We start from the raw sequence: 16386 nt of genomic DNA, 5'->3' as shown, positions 1-16386 counted from the left end.
CCCAGTAGTATTATTTGCGGCTCTTCCAGTCGGACTCAAACTTTTCAATACCTTGTGTAGTTAATGGATGGGAAACCAATGTTTTTACCACGCTGTAAGGCATTGTTGCAATATGTGCCCCAGCCATAGCAGCTTGTGTTACATGAATTGGATTGCGGATACTAGCGGCAATGATTTGGGTAGGCAGGGAATGGGTGCGGAACAATTCAGCTACTTGTTCAATCAAGTAAATCCCTTCTTCTCCAATGTCGTCCAATCGTCCGACGAATGGGCTTACATATGTAGCACCTGCACGTGCAGCGATCAGTGCTTGATTTACAGAAAAAATAAGCGTTACATTCGTTTTAATACCTTTTTGAGCAAAGTGATGAACAGCCTTTAAGCCTTCCCAAGTCATCGGGCATTTGATGGTGATCTGTGGTGCAATCGCAGCTAATCTTTCTCCCTCTTCGATCATACCCTGAGCATCGGGGCTCATCACTTCAGCGCTTATTGATCCATCTACCATTGTTACTAGCTCTTTTAAAACATCTTCAAATACTCGACCGGATTTAACAATAAGGGATGGATTGGTGGTAACTCCAGCAACAATACCGAGAGGCACTACTTCTTTTACTTCATCAACATGTGCAGTGTCCAAAAATATTTTCATGATAAAAATCCTTTCTTTGTTGAGTTAAGCTTTATGAGAGCTTCCAAATAAACGCATTTTCCCGCGAACAACTTCTTTAATTGCTTCACGTGCTGGCCCCAAATATTTTCGAGGATCAATCATATCAGGTTTAGAGGACAATAGCTCACGAACTACATTAACACTAGCTACTTGATTTTCCGTATTTACATTGATTTTGGCTGCTCCAAAAGAGATCGCCTTTTGAATAGATTCATCTGGTACACCAGAACCGCCGTGCAGTACAATTGGAGCCTCTATCGCTTGAGAAACTTCATCGATAATGTCATAGTGAATTTTTGGTTCCCCTTTGTACATACCATGTGCAGTTCCTACTGCTATTGCCATCGCATCTACACGGGTCTCTTGCCAAAAACGAATCGCTTCAGCAGCATTCGCAATCGATGCATCTTCTTCTGCAACATCGAGATCATCTTCTACGCCGCCAATCGTTCCTAACTCACCTTCTACAGAAATGCCAACTGCGTGTGCTGCTGCCACCACTTGTTTGGTAAGCCGAATATTTTCTTCAAGTGGATAATGAGAACCATCAAACATAACCGATGAGAAGCCTTCACGAATACATTGCATCACTACTTCGAAGCTACTGCCATGGTCGAGATGAAGTGCTACAGGTACTCCAGACTCTTCTGCAGCAATGCGAGCTAATGCTACAACATTTTTGATTCCCATGTAACGAATGGCACCTTCACTAGCACCAAAAATAAATGGTGATTGCTCTTCCTTTGCTGCTTGTGCAATACCTTGGACAAACTCCAAGTTATTCATATTAAATTGACCTACTGCAAACTTTTCTTTTTTTGCTCTAGGTAGAAATTCATTCATGGAGACAAGTGGCATTCTCATTACCCCTTTATTATATGTAATCACCAAAAAGCCAACCCCCAAAGGTTGGCCAGGCTTTCCTCTATATTAGTACAAGGACATAGTTTGGTCAAAGTTTTAGGATATTCCTCGCTTCTTTACTAGTAGAAACTGGTCTCCCTAATTCTTCTGCTATGCGAACAATCCGTTGTACCAAAGCCTGATTTGTTGCTAATTCCCCTTTGCGATAATAAATATTATCTTCTAAACCAACACGTATATGCCCACCTAATAACAATCCAAAAATTGACATGTTCAATTGATTTGCACCGATTCCTGCTACTGTCCAAGTACACCCTACTGGCAATTGTCTCACCAAAAAAAGGAGATGGTCAGGTGTTGCAGGAATCGCACCTGGAACACCCATAACCAGATCAAAATGAAGATGCCCAGTTACATATCCTTTCTTCACAAGATGCATCGCATTTGCAATCATTCCTGCATCAAAGATTTCAAATTCTGGACGCACACCAAACTTCTTCATTTCTGTGGCAAAAAAAGTTAATTGTGCTGGTGTATTTAAAAAAACTTCTCTCCCAAAATTGACAGAACCGGTTGTCAACGTTGCCATTTCAGGGGAGAGTGCAATAGGTTGTAGCCGCTCTTGATCACTCATTCCTACTGCTCCACCTGTTGAGACTTGAATGATCACATCACATTTCGCTTTTATTCGATCCATGGTTTCTTTATACAAAGCCTGATCTTGTGAAGGCTTGCCATCTTTATCTCGGACATGTATATGCACAATAGAGGCCCCAGCATCATAAACTTCTTTTGCTTGGATCGCAATTTCTTCTGGTGAGATCGGTAAATAAGGTGTATCTGCCCGCATCACTTCAGCACCAACTAGTGCTGCTGTTATGATCAGCTTATCCATCAACTCACATCCTTATTTAGGAATCACACAAGTTCCTGATGCTTTGGTCACAACCAAAGGGGAAGATAAAACGTGGGCTTTTGTTGGATTGGATATATCTCTACTTGCTTCAATTACTTTTACTGCTTGAAACGAAATCGTTCGTGAACGATTACCAATTTTCTCTAACTTGGCTGTCACTTCTAGAAAATCACCTGCATATACGGGGGCAAGAAAAAGCACCTCATCGTATGCGACAAATAACCCTTCATCCCCGTCATGTCGGATCAAAATTTCAGTGGCTGCATCTCCAAAGTAACCTAGTATTTTTGCACCAGATACTAGCCCTCCACCATAGTGAGCTTCTTGATTACTGATACGAACACGAATCATGGATTCGATAAGAACCCCTCCCTTTACGAGACAAGTTGGCGAATCACTTCTGATCGTAACTCCTCAATATCAAAAGGCTTTGTAAAATGGGCACGGGCCCCGAGCTTTGTAGCCTCATCCAACATATCCAATTCTCCATATGCCGTCATCATGATGACTTTGGAACGGCAAGAAACCAATTGCAATCTTCTCAAAAGTTCCAATCCATCCATTCCAGGCATTTTCATATCTAATAAAATTAAATCAGGATCTTCCAAAGAAATAATCTCCAATGCTTGCTTTCCATTCGCAGCTTGAAAAACTTCAAAATCATCTTTGGAAAAAACTTCTTTAATTAATATTCGGATACCAAATTGATCATCTACTACAAGTATTTTTTTAGGACTCATCTACCTGTCCGTCTCCTTTTCTCCATCTACCGATTTCCTTATATATGATCATTCTGTATTTTTCCTTATAACCATATAGTTTTCCTTCTTTTTTATCAGTGATATTATGAAAGAGCCTTCCAAATAGAGTGTGGATCTCTGTGAAATAGTTATCTATCAACGATTATCCATGATCCTTTTTTTTAATCAGTAATGATAGATTATTATTTATATATGAATTATGACTTTCTTTTTTCACAAACTATCCTATCATGTAAAATAACAATTAGAATGTAATCTCTACATAGGAGTGATAAAAAAATGCGTGTACTTTTTGTTGGTGCTGGTGCTGTTGGAGGTTACTTTGGAGGTCGCCTTGCTGAAAAAGGAGCAGATGTTACTTTTTTAGTCAGAGAGAGACGACAACAACAACTAGAGGCAAATGGATTGGTTATTCGTAGCGTCAAAGGTGATACTCGTTTATCCATTCAAAGCCTTGTCGCGGGAGATCAAGCAAAGCCATTTGATTTAGTAATTCTAACGACAAAGGCTTATCACTTAAATGAAGTCATTCCTAACATTCATCCTTATGTAGGAGAAAATACAACGATTCTCCCATTACTCAACGGAATCGCGCATTTTGATATACTCAAACAGAACTTTGGAGCGGATCGTGTGATCGGTGGGCTTTGTTTTATCGAATCTACACTCAATTCTTTAGGTGAAGTGGAGCACTACAGCTCCAATCATCGTATTATATATGGTGAATTTGATGGCCAAAAAAGCAATCGTATTGGGGCAATAGAAGAATTATTTCAAGGTGCAAACCTCGATTCAATCGCTAGCGAAAACATCAACAATGACATATGGAAAAAATACATCTTTATCAGTGCAATGGCAGGTATGACCTGTTTAACAAGAAGCAGCATCGGTCCTATCTTGGAGTCACCAAACGGGATCGAGAACTATGAGCGATTGCTACATGAAATATGTGCAATAGGGAAATCCCAAGAACCTACACTCGATCACGATGTATGGGAAAAAACAATGGGGCGAGTGAGAACGCTAGGCGGGGCCATGAAATCATCCATGTTACGCGATATGGAAAAAGGGTCCCCTATTGAAACGGACCATTTTCATGGAACACTGCTTAGACTAGCCCCAAAAGATTTAGATGTACCGATGTTAAAGACTATTTATAGTACTCTTTCCATCTATCAATCCACACAAGCGGCTAAATAATTAGCCGCTTTTCTCACATCAAAATAAGACCAACAACAGATATAACAGCGATAAACAAACCAAAACCCAGAAAAATAACAGGCATGGTGTTTCCCTTCTCATCTAAATGCATAAAGGTGTAAAGCTGCAAAAATACTTGGACAAAAGCAGCACCCAGTATAATCCAAAATGTAGTCGTCGTGTTGAACTGAGGATATGCTACTAAATAAAAGGAAAGCGCAGTAAACAAGATCATCCATAGAAAAGACCAGAAAAAACGTGATGCAGATCGTGTCTTTTTGACTGTGACATGGGATTGTTTATTTAACGACGGTTCCACTTTTTATCCTCTCCCTACTTATTGGAAGCGCTTACTCTTATTATAACTGAATTTCGAATTTTAAAAAAGATGGTGCGGATTCCTCTTTTTTTGTATAATACATGTGACATTCACACAGAGAGGCATCAAAAGTGGATTGCGAAGAACTAGAACAGTTGTTGAAGGAAAAAAAGATCAAAAAATACCGGATTCGAGAGTATCGCCGTCCTGCTAACAAACCTATTCCAGTCCGCATCTCTTCTCATGAGCCATTCCTATGGTCAACTGTAATAGGAAGAGAAAATTCCGAAATGATCTTGAAGTACACCAACCCATTTCACCCTGATAAAACAAAGAGGGTGGAATGGGTGACACGATAGATCATCACTGGGCAGTCACAAACGGAAGTTTCGTGGCTGCCCACCCCTTTCCAGAAGTTTTTTTGTCTCCATTCCATTGATGTAAATCCAGATCACCCCATAACTTCGGGGTTATTTTTATTCACTCACTAGATTATCTAAGTTCAGGAATAGGAGAAAAAAATGTCAACCAATCTAGAAAATAACAGCATTCAAAAGACGTGGTGGTTACGGGAACACAAAGGCTATGCTGTCGCACTTGCAGCCATCCTCATTATTCTTTCTATGTGTATCAGCGGAATCTTTCGAGGTTCTTTTCCTTTTGGAGATATTACACGAAGTGTCAATGACTTAGGCAATCAATTTGTACCCATACATACCTATTACTGGGATATGCTTCATGGACAAGCGGAAGGAGATCTCTTTTATAACTGGCGAAGTGCTTTTGGCACGGGATTTTATGCTGATTTTGTCACTTACTTGAGCAGTCCTTTTGAGCTGCTTGTCTATTTTTTTCCTCGTTCTGGGGTGAATCTCGCTGTCTATGTCATTACAGTAGCAAAACTAGCGGCTGCTGGAGCAGCAATGGCTTTTTATTTAACTATATGGAAGCGAGGATCGTGGGTATTTGCAGGTCTATTAGGGGCTTCTTATGCTCTTTGTGGGTGGGCCATAGATGACAGTGCATTTGTGCCTATGTGGTTGGATGGATTGATCGCATTCCCATTGATCTGCTTAGTTGGACAATGGGCATTGGAACGAAAACATATCTATCTTGGTACCTTTCTTGTTTTATTTATCTGGATTTCCAACTTTTATACTGCGTATATGGCCACTCTCGGTGCAGCAATTGTCATTCTCATCCGCATGTTCACCGAACAAATGACGTCAAAAGACAGGGGAAATGCGCTTCTGCGTGGAATTGGAATGGTCGCTCTCGGTATTGGTATGGCTATGCCACTGATCTATCCTATTTTAAAAGCGACAGGAATCGCACAACCTACCTCAACAAAACCATTTGAAGCTGTACCTTGGGCTCATTTATTCTCCAGACTTTTTCCAATCACAGAAGGCATAGGTCTAAGTCCAAGCATCTTTATAGGGACACCTGCTCTACTCTTCGCTTTTGCTTTCCTTTTTCAAAAGCAAATAGTATTAAAAGTGAGAATGATTTGGTCAATCGTAACACTGCTTGTCCTGCTTTCCTTTCAATGGAACCCTACGCAACTTTTATGGCACGCCTTTGCAGCACCAAATGGAAGTTCGTTTCGAGAAGCTTTTATTTTTTGCGGCATGATGACCATGCTCGCTTGGATGTTTATCCGTCACATTCAAAAACAAAACAAGATGACTCTTTTGGGCGCTGCTCTTTTGTTTGCCATACTGATGGTAGTTACAAGCAACAGTCCATTGCTAACGTCGGTCACGTTTCCTATTGTCAGCAGTGTCGCATTCTTGACAGTTGGTATACTGTTTATTGTTCCATTCTTATTTAAAAAACAATTGTATCACTGGGGATTCGTTGCAATTAGCTTAATCCTCCTTGCTTTTGTTGTCGAATCAGCCATTTCGACAGTTATGATAGATCAGATTCGTTACAATCGATTCACTTCTACCCCAGAATGGAACAAATGGCATGATCAAGTACATAAACAAATCGTTGCAAATAACAAGTGGCCTGTCTATCGCACAGAAACAGGCACAAACTTCATCTCCAAGAATGATCCCTTGCTGCTAGGTGGACAAGGAATTGTCTACTATAGCAGTTTAACAATGAAAGACACGACTAAACTGGTAACTGATCTCGGATTTGGTTGGGATCGCTGGGGACGGGGCTTGCTCAGTTTGGATAATGAAGTAACAGATGCTATTTTCTCGATTGGTGCTAGAATACATGCAACTACCAAACCAGATGGATCTGTATTCGTGTACACAAAAAAACAAGCAGTCCCTCAACTTGTTACCGTACATCCCAGCCTGCCTTCTGTCCCGAATACATCCAGTGTGTTCCTTAATCAAGAAAAGTTGTTAGGCAGTAAGGTATACGAGATTCCAAAGCCAATACTAACTATCTCAAAGGACACTGCTCCTCTAATCCAAACAAGTAACCGATACAAGGTATCGTCACAAACAAATAAAAAAATAGGGACGTATACTTTACAAGCGATCTGTAAACCTAATTCCATTGTCTATCTGCATGCACCTCATCTATATGGGACAGCAACATTGTTATCGGAACAAACAAAAGCACGAAAAATAGAAGGCTCGTTTACTTCGATCCTAGCTCCTATTATGAGACTAGGTAAAACACCGCCATCTGGTAAAGTAACAGTCATTATACGTACATACCGGGCTGGAAACCTAAGCAAACAACCAATTGCTTGTTTAGATCAAAAAAAATTCCAAGCTGCAATAGAACAACGAATGAAAACCGATGCTATTTCGGTTCAAGCATCTGGTCATACCATTCGTGCGACTTTACCAAAAGGAAGTACAGGGTCAGCTATTATTGCCATCCCTAATGCTCCTGGATGGATGTGCTCCAAAGGAGGAAAAACACAAGTAGAAAAACCACTAAGCTTTATGGGATTAATGCAAATTCCCCTTGATCAAAATACACGAGTTGTATCATGTGAATACCAACCACCAGGTTGGCGGGAAGGTTTACTGCTAAGTCTTATGTCCTTTGTTATCACTTTGTTTTTCGGTTGGTGGATGAAACGAAAACAATAGAGAATAAAAAGAATCCATCTGTTTTTTTTATTCTTGATCTTTATCGAAATGTATTGGATGAAATCTCATCATTGGCCTCGAAGAATAACTTATCAACCTCTCCATCTGTATTGCTATGTATGATTAATTAGAAATAAAAAACTTTGTATATCTAAATATTTATATTACTGTTAGCATGATGGAGAACTAAAATGCAAAACACTTGCGAAAGTGATAGGATTCACCTATTTGACAAAATTATCTTTAGATATATAATAAAAAAGTACAAACTTCATATGGTATCCTTCGGGGCAGGGTGAAAATCCCGACCGGCGGTGATGGTTTTTAACAAACCTCAGTCCGTGACCCGAGTTGGCACATGCCAAAGCGGTGGATTCGGTGCGATTCCGAAGCCGACAGTATAGTCTGGATGGGAGAAGGATAAAGAGACAAAACAAGAAAAGCCATTTCTCTTGTTTCTGTTTCCGTGTGCTTATTTCTAATATGAAAAAAGCCTATTTCGTTATGAAATCAAACCCCCGAAAATTTATGTTTTTGGGGGTTTTTTATGTCCCCGAAAACCAGCTGATAGTTAAGAAAAAAGGAGATGTTTCATGTGAGTAAATCATCCTCACAAACTCGCAAGCTGGTCCTATTATCTGTTCTAACTGGAATTGCTTTGTTAATGCAGTATTTAAATTTCCCGTTACCCATGTTTCCATCCTTTTTGAAAATTGATTTTAGTGAAATTCCAGCTTTAATTGGCGCATTTCTATTTGGGCCTTTGTCTGGAGTCCTGATTGAATTTCTCAAAAATGTTCTACACTTCTTGTTATCTGGTAGTGAAACAGGAGCTATTCCACTAGGACAAATGGCTAACTTTGTCGCTGGCAGTCTTTTTGTCATCACTTCAGTATGGATTAGCAACAAAATAAAAGGTGTCAAAGGGATGGTTATTGGTACAGCAATTGCTACCATTTTCATGACCACCTTACTGACGGTAGCCAACTACTTTGTAATTTTCCCTTTGTACAGCTATTTGATCAATTGGACGGTTACAGGAGAAGCAAAAGATGCACTGATCTTCTACGGAGTTGCACCATTTAATCTTTTGAAGGGCATCTTGATTGGTGTTTTATTTATTCCTCTTTACCAAAAACTATTTCCAATCTTGACATTACAAGTGAAAAGATAACAAAAAATAGAGGTCGTCTCGAATGGACCAACTCTTAGATACCTCTATGGTATTTGAGGGTCGGTCGCGATTTACGTTTTTTTATGTAGCAAGTATCGTGTTTAAAATTTTTTTAAATACTTAAAAATAAAAACGATACCTGAGTTGCATTTCTAACTCCTATTAATAATGAATACATTATGTATTCAACAAGCAAAGAGACGAACTTTAAACTAAAAGAGTCTATTCGAAATTTAAAATATATAAATGTTCTTTCGAAGGGGAACCGATGATATACTAATTTCAAGCAGTACCATCCACCTCGACATACGCAGGGAGCCTGTCATGAAGCGTAGCCTGTACACCCCTCCGTCCCTCGAGGTCCTTGTGTACCCCGGGCAGATGTGGAAGACCAATGAGAGTCAGCTCGAGATCAAAGTCGGGTTCATCGGTGACCTGCCCAAGGTCACGGGTCCCTACGTCTCGGACGACGACGTCGCGATGCACTTGCAGATGAAGGAAGCGTTCAAGAAGGTCATGGACGCCCTCGAGCAGCACCTCGGGGACATCGTGAAGCAGCACGACGTGCAGCACTACTTCTCCTTCAACGAAGAGGAAGTGAAGCTGATCAAACCGATCGTGAGCCCGGTCACCACTCGAGAGGAAGCCGTTCAGTGGATGCAACTGATCCGGCAGGCCGCGGGTGAAGCGCAGAAGTTCCTCAAGGAGGCTTGGCCCCCGCTGGAGACCTCCTTCGAGACGGTCTGAGGTGGATCTCTGATTTTAGAAGGTAAGTCGACCTCACATGTCGACACCATCTAAGATCAGAGCCACCAATATCCCAATTCAAACATATATAAAAACAGAACCAGATCTGGTTCTGTTTTTTCTTTCATAAAGGAAGCATATTTATCAAAATTCGAGTAGTAGTGAAGAACAACAACAAATTTGATATTCGATACTATGTCGTAGACGTAAAGACGAAGAAAAGAGTTTTGAGAGAGAGCGGACAGACCAGTGCTGGTCAGAAAACTCACATCATAACTGGACTTTATGGAAAATACCAGTTGCGATTGTATTGTGCGGATAACTACGGTTGGGATGACAACAGTAAAAAATGTAACGCAGCAGCAACTGTATATAACTATTAAAATTAACAGGATGTTCGTTTATCAGCAGAGCATCCTGTTTTTCTATTATTTCATGAATGATTCCAGTTTTAAGTACTGAGAAAACGACCAACATAAGAGAATTAGTACTGCTGCTTTAAAAACTCTCCAACATACAAACCACAAGCTGCTGCCTGTGATAAAGAATGGGAGATACCGGAACAATCTCCGACGACAAACAATCCGTTCACTTCCGTTTGCATATATGGATCGGTCGGGATGACTGGAGCATAAAATTTTGCATCCATCCCATAAAGCAGAGTATCAGGATGAATAGGTTCTTGGATAAAGTGCTCTAATCTTGTAAAAAATGTTTGGAGCATAGCAATATATAAACCAGGTACCTCTTCCAGTAGGTCGCCACAATCTGCTTCTAATGTCGGTTTCACTTCATTCCTAACTAACATCTCCATACAAGTCGGCATGCCATTACATAAATCTTCCCAACGCTGTACCACGATACGAGCCTTATCTCGATTGATCTTTTCAATTATCGCATGTGCATACTGATCAGCAGCTTGTTGTGTAGAAAAATAGGTCGGAGTAAACAAAGTAAAGTTCAAGTTAGCTGTACCAATTGATCCTTTTTCTCGATAGTTTTGCCCGTCTGGCATCACTAATCCATCTTGGTATTTCCTCACTATCCTTCCTCTTGGATTCATACAGTACGTAGTTGTTACTTTCTCTCCATGATGAAAGGAGAGTTTGGTTTCAAATGCACGTTGCAAAACAGATCGAAATTGTTCTGCTTTCATCTCTACTCTTATACCAAGATCAAGCCGGGTCTTTGATGGAGAGATTCCAAAAGAATCCCATATTTTAGTTAACCAGTCTGATCCAGAGCGTCCAGTTGCTAGTACAACTTGTTTGGAAGATATTACTTCTTGTTTCGTCCGAATGGAGAAGTAATCATATTGGCAATCCATACTTGCTATTTCGCATTCAAATTTCATATCGATTTTATCCAACAGGTACAAATAAAGTTCTTGAAGAACTTGAATCGATTTAACCGTGCCCAAATGCCTCACGTCGGTATGAATCATATTTAATCCAGCTTCTTCTGCACGTTTAGAAAGATTTGGCTGGAAAGTGGAATACACAGGTATCGTATCAGCTCCAAAGCGGCATAGAACATCATCTACTCTGCGCATCAAATTTTTAAATGTATGTGCTCCGACTTTTTGCTCTAACTCCCCTCCAAAACCATTGGAATAATTAAACTTACCTTCTGATTTTCCTAGTCCACCAAAACCAAAATAGGTGTCACATGCATTACATTCACATGTATTGGCTTGATCCAATGGACAGGGATGTCTATCTTCTAAACGCTTCCCCCTATCCAACAACAAAATCTTTTGACCACTATCCGCCAGTTCATATGCTAAAAAAACGCCTGCTATTCCTGCACCAACAATCGTTATATCGTACAACAAACACACCCTCCCTTCTCTTCTGCTTACATAGAAAAAACCATCTATCACCTAGACAGATGGCTCCTTTTATCCTTACTTGCTTTGAATCATTTCCTTTTCACCAAGCTTGCATTTCAAAGCCGCAGCTACAAAATCACGGAACAAGGGCTGTGGACGATTTGGACGGGATGTGAATTCTGGATGGAACTGTGAAGCCACAAACCAAGGATGATTTTTGTATTCTACGATTTCAACTAGACGGCCATCCGGAGAAGTACCAGAGAAAACATAGCCTGCTTGTTCCATTTGTTCCCGATATTGATTGTTAAATTCATAGCGATGACGATGGCGTTCATAGATCAAATCATCACTATAGGCGGATGCTGCTAACGTTTCTGGTAATAATTTGCAAGGATATAAACCAAGACGCATGGTCCCACCTAAATCTTCAATATCTTTTTGCTCAGGCAGAAGGTCTATGATTGGATAGGCAGTATCTGAGTCAATCTCCGAACTATGTGCACCAGTTAAATTCAGAACATTTCTTGCACCTTCCACACACATTAACTGCATTCCTAAACAGATACCAAGGTAAGGAATTTGTTGTTCTCTTGCAAATCGAGTTGCAGTGATTTTCCCATCGATTCCACGATCACCAAATCCACCTGGAATGAGGATTCCATCTACATCTCCTAGCAGCTTTGCTACATTTTCCTCTGTCACTTCTTCTGAATCAACCCACTTGATAGCTATATCGCTGTTGCTTTCAAAACCAGCATGTCGCAAAGCTTCAGCAACACTTAAATAAGCATCAGGCAAAGAAACATATTTACCAACAATCGCAATACTTGTCTCATGCTTTAAATTTTTCACTTTCTGAACGAGTGCTTCCCATTCCGTCATATCCGCAGGACCTGCTTCTAATCCCAAATGGCGAATAACAATTTCATCTAATTTTTCTTCTTGAAGCATGAGAGGTACTTCATATAATGTATCTGCATCTAAAGCTTCTACCACAGCTTCTCTATCAATATCACAGAACAATGCTATTTTTCTCTTCATCTCTTCCGAAAGCGAATGCTCGGAACGACAAACAATCACATTTGGCTGAATACCAATGCTGCGTAGTTCTTTTACACTGTGTTGGGTAGGTTTGGTCTTCAGTTCACCGCTCGCGCGCAGCATCGGTACCAATGTACAGTGAATATACATAACATGTTCACGACCAACGTCACTTTTAATTTGGCGTATTGCCTCGAGGAATGGCAAACTCTCGATATCTCCAACCGTACCGCCAATCTCAGTGATCAATACATCTGCACCAGATTCTTTGGCAGCACGAAAAGCACGTTCCTTAATGGCATTGGTGATATGAGGAATCACTTGTACCGTAGCTCCCAAATAATCTCCACGGCGCTCTTTATTAATGACACTGGAATATATTTTCCCAGTCGTTACATTGCTATTTTTACTTAGATTAATATCAATAAAACGTTCATAATGGCCTAAATCTAAATCTGTTTCTGCTCCATCATCTGTAACAAAAACTTCCCCATGCTGATAAGGACTCATGGTTCCTGGATCGACATTTAAGTATGGATCAAACTTTTGAATCGTCACTTTCAAACCGCGATTTTTGAGCAGTCGACCTAAAGAAGAAGCAGTGATACCTTTTCCTAAGGAAGAAGCTACTCCACCAGTTACAAAAATATACTTGGTCATGTTTTATATCCTCCCATTTAGCTATGATTCCCAATAAAATAGAAAAAACGCCCTCAATATGAGAGGCGTTTCGTATTTCCACAGTTTATCGCTCTTGTGGAGCCCAACAAGTATTTTATAGAAGGAACTATGCTTTGTCAATAAAGCATTTCTTCATGGCTTAATAATCTTCGTCCTCTTCTTCTTCCTCTTCGTCCTCTTCATCGTTCTCAAACCCGTTGACATCTTCCTCTTCTTCTTGATCATCATCATCAAAATCATTGCTGCTCTCTAAATCGTCGATTTCATCTGTGAAGTCATCATCATCAGAGCCAAATAGATCTTCATCATCTAAGTCATGGTCATAATCATCTTTCACGTTTGCAACAATAGCAGAATCAGTAGATTGTTCGATCGGATACCAGTGCTTTAATCCCCATAGGCTTCTTCCTACACAAACAAATCTCCCATCAATATTGATCGCAGTATAGAGTTGAGCAATATATTGTTCAGTTTCTTGTTTTGTAAAGCCCTTTTTTTTCGATATAACATCCATAATGACACGATAGAGCTGTGGTTCACCATTTGATTTTAAATATTCATATGCTAAGTCGACCATAGCCGTTTCACGAATTTCTTCTGTCACTTGCGCATTTGCCATTCTCCGTCATCCCCTCTAAATAAAGCTTGTACCACCTATTGTATCCAAATTAGGAACCAAGTCAAACTAGATGTCAGGAAAATCTCTTGAATTCAAACAGAGCAAATAAAAACGAAGTCACCTCTATCAAAATATATACCTACTCTCCACTTTGAAACAAAAGCTTGGAAGTATGGATATATCCTATTCATACATCAATACAATTAGAGAAAAGTTTTTCTGTACTGATGAACGACTTAGAAACTCCAAATTTCATAAGGGATTCTTGAAGCAAATTCAACTCAACCATTGAATTTGTTTGGATGGTGAGCAAAAAGTTATATTCTCCACTAATGCGATGGAGATCCGTCACCCACTTTGAACGTTTGCATATTGCTTCAAATTCGCGACAATGTTCTGTTTTGAACAGAAGAAAAGTAGTCATTCCTCGATCTAATTCATCCATATTTAGAGATACATGATACCCTTTTATTATTCCCTTTTCCTCTAATTTGACGATTCTCTCTTTCACAGAAGGAGCAGACATCGTGATTCGTTTACCGATTGTTGCAATAGATGTTCGCGCATTCTCTTGCAACAATCGTATAATTTGACGATCTATTTCGTCTATATGATTCCTACCCACTTCCCACACTCCTTTTTTTGAAAGGAAATAACACATAATATCCATCTAAACCCCAACTATTTTACCATGATCTCCTTTCTTTTGTTATTTCTCTACGATGCGAAAAATTTTTATAATAAAAAAACATAAAGAAAGGGGATATTCATGAGTATAAAGGGATTAGCACACATTGCGATTCAAGCGATAAATTACAACCAAACCATCGATTTTTACAAACAGGTATTTGAATTCAAAGCAGGCCATACTTGGAGCTTCCCTGAATTTAAAATCAAGGAAGCATCCATGCTTGTCTCCCCTGATGGAAGAACTTGTTTGGAGATTTTTGATAACGAAGCAGTTATCGCTGCACAAGGAAAAAAAGCAGCATCACCTGAGCAAATTGCTCATGGGGCTTTGTTACATTTTGCTTTTTATGTAGAAGACGTAGATAAAACGTACCAAAATGCACTAGATAATGGAGCACAACCTTATATCGAACCTAGTACATTAGTACTTGGTGATCCACCTTTAAAAGTGAGGAACGCCTTGATCTACAGCCCCAATGGAGAAGTGGTGGAATTAATAGAGAAAGTAAACTTTGATTTATCAGCAAAAACAGAATCAAAATAACCAGAAAAGAAAGCAGCCATGATGTAAGAGAGGCTGCTTTCTTTTATTGGGCATTAAAATCTATATCCAATTTATAAGATTAATATATCATTTCAATATTTTATGATAGATTTATAACAAGGAAAACGATTCGCCTTCTACGAGATGGGACGGAGCCATGTCGCTGATCAAATTCGCACCTGCCCTAGCACCTATGCTGGCAGTCATCTTCGGAGCCTTCAAAATCATCACGATCGTGAAAGAAGGACAAGCAGCGATCAAGATGCGAAGGGGACGCGCCGTCTTGGGCAAGGATGGAAAACAGCCCAAGATATACGAACCTGGCCTCTACTTCAACTGGCCGTTTGTAGAGAGCTTGAAAAAGCTTCCTACCAGTGAGCAAATGGTCCCTTGTGATCTGCCGGAAGTCTTTCTGAAGGACTTCACCCTGTTTCGCGTAAGTGCTGCCGTGTTCTTCCAAATCACGGATGTGTACAAGGCTCAGGTGAAGATCCAGAAGGATGATCTTCGTGAGTTGATCAAGGAGCGTTGTAGGGCTGGAATGAACGAAGTGCTTTCCGAGCTCAGCACCAATGAAATCAGGAAATCGAAGGAACTGTCGGACAAATTGGCTGCTTCTGTCAAAGATCACTTGGGTGACTGGGGAGTAGAGATCACTCACTTCCACCTCACGACACTCACACCTGATCGAGCTACGCAAGTGGTCCTTCTGGCGAAGCGACGTGCACAAGCGCTCAAGGACGAAGTTCCGGATCTCGACCTGGCTAAGCACATCGGAACGCTTGGACCCGCTCTTCTCGGCCTTCCCTCCTTGGGATATGTAGCAGGAACTGAACAAGCTCCCAGCTCTTCCAAGGGACTGGCAGAAGGCGAACTGGGCAAGGAGTAGAACATTCACTCATTTGCCAAAAATGACCTGATCTCTGTTCTCAAGGATAGAGGTCAGGTCGTCGCTTTGTATGATCTCCACACGTTTCTCCGATCTCCTCCTCTTATGCTTGTTATGGTCATATGTCAGCTACTGTACTTACACTTCTCTATCATTTCTACCGTATATTTCTGTTGGAAGGTCTTGCTTACTTACTAAAAAATCGCACTTTTCTTCCTATCATCCAAAAGTTCCAAAAATTTGATAAATGAATAGGTGAAAATTGGGTTTTCCTAATTTGGTTATTTTTGCCCAGCCCCCGAAAAAGTACATTAGGGGTAGAGAGAATGAACGGAGACCCCTCTTCCTTTGGCGTCGAAGATA

18 protein-coding genes and 1 riboswitch are annotated in these 16386 nt (G+C 40.3%); of the genes, 8 read left to right on the top strand and 10 right to left on the bottom strand.

The window, feature by feature from the left end:
• Positions 1-10: 10 nt before the first annotated feature.
• The 5 genes from fsa to A3GQ_RS0107510 form a co-directional block, all read right to left on the bottom strand.
• Positions 11-652: a fructose-6-phosphate aldolase gene (gene fsa, locus A3GQ_RS0107530; protein WP_028776539.1), complete on the bottom strand. Its 642-nt coding sequence runs from the start codon at positions 650-652 to the stop codon at positions 11-13.
• A gap of 24 nt (positions 653-676) precedes the next feature.
• Positions 677-1531, bottom strand: coding sequence for a class II fructose-1,6-bisphosphate aldolase (fba, locus tag A3GQ_RS0107525; RefSeq protein ID WP_028776538.1), 855 nt, complete (start codon positions 1529-1531; stop codon positions 677-679).
• Between the two features lie 94 nt (positions 1532-1625).
• Positions 1626-2432, bottom strand: coding sequence for a 3-keto-5-aminohexanoate cleavage enzyme (gene kce, locus A3GQ_RS0107520; RefSeq protein WP_028776537.1), 807 nt, complete (start codon positions 2430-2432; stop codon positions 1626-1628).
• Positions 2433-2444: 12 nt separating this feature from the next.
• Positions 2445-2804, bottom strand: a complete 360-nt coding sequence (kal, locus tag A3GQ_RS0107515) for a 3-aminobutyryl-CoA ammonia lyase (protein WP_211227716.1) — start codon at positions 2802-2804, stop codon at positions 2445-2447.
• A 23-nt stretch (positions 2805-2827) separates the two neighbouring features.
• Positions 2828-3193 (bottom strand): response regulator, encoded by a 366-nt coding sequence (locus tag A3GQ_RS0107510; RefSeq protein ID WP_028776535.1) that lies wholly within the window; start codon positions 3191-3193, stop codon positions 2828-2830.
• Between the two features lie 300 nt (positions 3194-3493).
• Here A3GQ_RS0107510 and A3GQ_RS0107500 point away from each other — a divergent pair, with 300 nt between their 5' ends.
• Positions 3494-4414, top strand: coding sequence for a ketopantoate reductase family protein (locus A3GQ_RS0107500; protein ID WP_028776534.1), 921 nt, complete (start codon positions 3494-3496; stop codon positions 4412-4414).
• Between the two features lie 13 nt (positions 4415-4427).
• Here the strand turns inward: A3GQ_RS0107500 and A3GQ_RS23685 are convergent, their stop codons facing one another.
• A complete protein-coding gene (locus A3GQ_RS23685; protein WP_051271355.1) occupies positions 4428-4733 on the bottom strand; it encodes a cytochrome C oxidase subunit IV family protein in 306 nt (101 codons plus the stop codon).
• A 131-nt stretch (positions 4734-4864) separates the two neighbouring features.
• On the opposite strand from A3GQ_RS23685, the gene A3GQ_RS0107490 reads away from it, so the two are divergent.
• The 5 genes from A3GQ_RS0107490 (at position 4865) to A3GQ_RS0107470 (ending at position 10108) form a co-directional block, all read left to right on the top strand.
• Complete coding sequence (locus tag A3GQ_RS0107490; RefSeq protein WP_028776533.1) at positions 4865-5092, top strand: hypothetical protein; 228 nt, start codon at positions 4865-4867, stop codon at positions 5090-5092.
• 162 nt (positions 5093-5254) lie between these two features.
• Positions 5255-7804, top strand: coding sequence for a YfhO family protein (locus tag A3GQ_RS23680; protein WP_051271352.1), 2550 nt, complete (start codon positions 5255-5257; stop codon positions 7802-7804).
• A gap of 277 nt (positions 7805-8081) precedes the next feature.
• A riboswitch (FMN riboswitch) is annotated at positions 8082-8229 on the top strand.
• Between the two features lie 170 nt (positions 8230-8399).
• On the top strand, positions 8400-8978 hold the full coding sequence (locus tag A3GQ_RS0107480) for an ECF transporter S component (RefSeq protein ID WP_028776532.1): 579 nt from the start codon (positions 8400-8402) through the stop codon (positions 8976-8978).
• 324 nt (positions 8979-9302) lie between these two features.
• The gene (locus A3GQ_RS0107475) at positions 9303-9725 is read left to right on the top strand and encodes a hypothetical protein (RefSeq protein WP_028776531.1); all 423 of its coding nucleotides are present in this window, start codon (positions 9303-9305) and stop codon (positions 9723-9725) included.
• 161 nt (positions 9726-9886) lie between these two features.
• Positions 9887-10108, top strand: coding sequence for a hypothetical protein (locus tag A3GQ_RS0107470; protein ID WP_028776530.1), 222 nt, complete (start codon positions 9887-9889; stop codon positions 10106-10108).
• A gap of 101 nt (positions 10109-10209) precedes the next feature.
• Here A3GQ_RS0107470 and A3GQ_RS0107465 read toward each other — a convergent pair whose 3' ends face one another.
• From A3GQ_RS0107465 to A3GQ_RS0107450, 4 genes are all read right to left on the bottom strand, one after another.
• On the bottom strand, positions 10210-11556 hold the full coding sequence (locus A3GQ_RS0107465) for an NAD(P)/FAD-dependent oxidoreductase (protein WP_028776529.1): 1347 nt from the start codon (positions 11554-11556) through the stop codon (positions 10210-10212).
• Between the two features lie 75 nt (positions 11557-11631).
• On the bottom strand, positions 11632-13260 hold the full coding sequence (locus A3GQ_RS0107460) for a CTP synthase (RefSeq protein WP_028776528.1): 1629 nt from the start codon (positions 13258-13260) through the stop codon (positions 11632-11634).
• 160 nt (positions 13261-13420) lie between these two features.
• Positions 13421-13900: a DNA-directed RNA polymerase subunit delta gene (rpoE, locus tag A3GQ_RS0107455; RefSeq protein ID WP_028776527.1), complete on the bottom strand. Its 480-nt coding sequence runs from the start codon at positions 13898-13900 to the stop codon at positions 13421-13423.
• Positions 13901-14087: 187 nt separating this feature from the next.
• Complete coding sequence (locus tag A3GQ_RS0107450; RefSeq protein ID WP_037464357.1) at positions 14088-14525, bottom strand: Lrp/AsnC family transcriptional regulator; 438 nt, start codon at positions 14523-14525, stop codon at positions 14088-14090.
• A 144-nt stretch (positions 14526-14669) separates the two neighbouring features.
• Here A3GQ_RS0107450 and A3GQ_RS0107445 point away from each other — a divergent pair, with 144 nt between their 5' ends.
• Positions 14670-15134: a VOC family protein gene (locus A3GQ_RS0107445; protein ID WP_028776525.1), complete on the top strand. Its 465-nt coding sequence runs from the start codon at positions 14670-14672 to the stop codon at positions 15132-15134.
• 157 nt (positions 15135-15291) lie between these two features.
• Complete coding sequence (locus A3GQ_RS0107440) at positions 15292-16023, top strand: SPFH domain-containing protein (RefSeq protein ID WP_028776524.1); 732 nt, start codon at positions 15292-15294, stop codon at positions 16021-16023.
• Positions 16024-16386 lie beyond the last annotated feature (363 nt).

Source organism: Shimazuella kribbensis DSM 45090 (genome assembly GCF_000428065.1).
Lineage (GTDB): Bacteria > Bacillota > Bacilli > Thermoactinomycetales > Thermoactinomycetaceae > Shimazuella > Shimazuella kribbensis.
This window is presented reverse-complemented; position numbering and strand designations above follow the sequence as displayed.

Excerpts from the sequence above, each read along its gene's own strand:
- fsa (WP_028776539.1), bottom strand. The coding sequence starts at position 652 with ATGAAAATATTTTTGGACACTGCACATGTTGATGAAGTAAAAGAAGTA.
- fba (WP_028776538.1), bottom strand. The coding sequence starts at position 1,531 with ATGCCACTTGTCTCCATGAATGAATTTCTACCTAGAGCAAAAAAAGAA.
- kce (WP_028776537.1), bottom strand. The coding sequence starts at position 2,432 with ATGGATAAGCTGATCATAACAGCAGCACTAGTTGGTGCTGAAGTGATG.
- kal (WP_211227716.1), bottom strand. The coding sequence starts at position 2,804 with ATGATTCGTGTTCGTATCAGTAATCAAGAAGCTCACTATGGTGGAGGG.
- A3GQ_RS0107510 (WP_028776535.1), bottom strand. The coding sequence starts at position 3,193 with ATGAGTCCTAAAAAAATACTTGTAGTAGATGATCAATTTGGTATCCGA.
- A3GQ_RS0107500 (WP_028776534.1), top strand. The coding sequence starts at position 3,494 with ATGCGTGTACTTTTTGTTGGTGCTGGTGCTGTTGGAGGTTACTTTGGA.
- A3GQ_RS23680 (WP_051271352.1), top strand. The coding sequence starts at position 5,255 with ATGTCAACCAATCTAGAAAATAACAGCATTCAAAAGACGTGGTGGTTA.
- A3GQ_RS0107475 (WP_028776531.1), top strand. The coding sequence starts at position 9,303 with ATGAAGCGTAGCCTGTACACCCCTCCGTCCCTCGAGGTCCTTGTGTAC.
- A3GQ_RS0107460 (WP_028776528.1), bottom strand. The coding sequence starts at position 13,260 with ATGACCAAGTATATTTTTGTAACTGGTGGAGTAGCTTCTTCCTTAGGA.
- rpoE (WP_028776527.1), bottom strand. The coding sequence starts at position 13,900 with ATGGCAAATGCGCAAGTGACAGAAGAAATTCGTGAAACGGCTATGGTC.
- A3GQ_RS0107445 (WP_028776525.1), top strand. The coding sequence starts at position 14,670 with ATGAGTATAAAGGGATTAGCACACATTGCGATTCAAGCGATAAATTAC.
- A3GQ_RS0107440 (WP_028776524.1), top strand. The coding sequence starts at position 15,292 with ATGTCGCTGATCAAATTCGCACCTGCCCTAGCACCTATGCTGGCAGTC.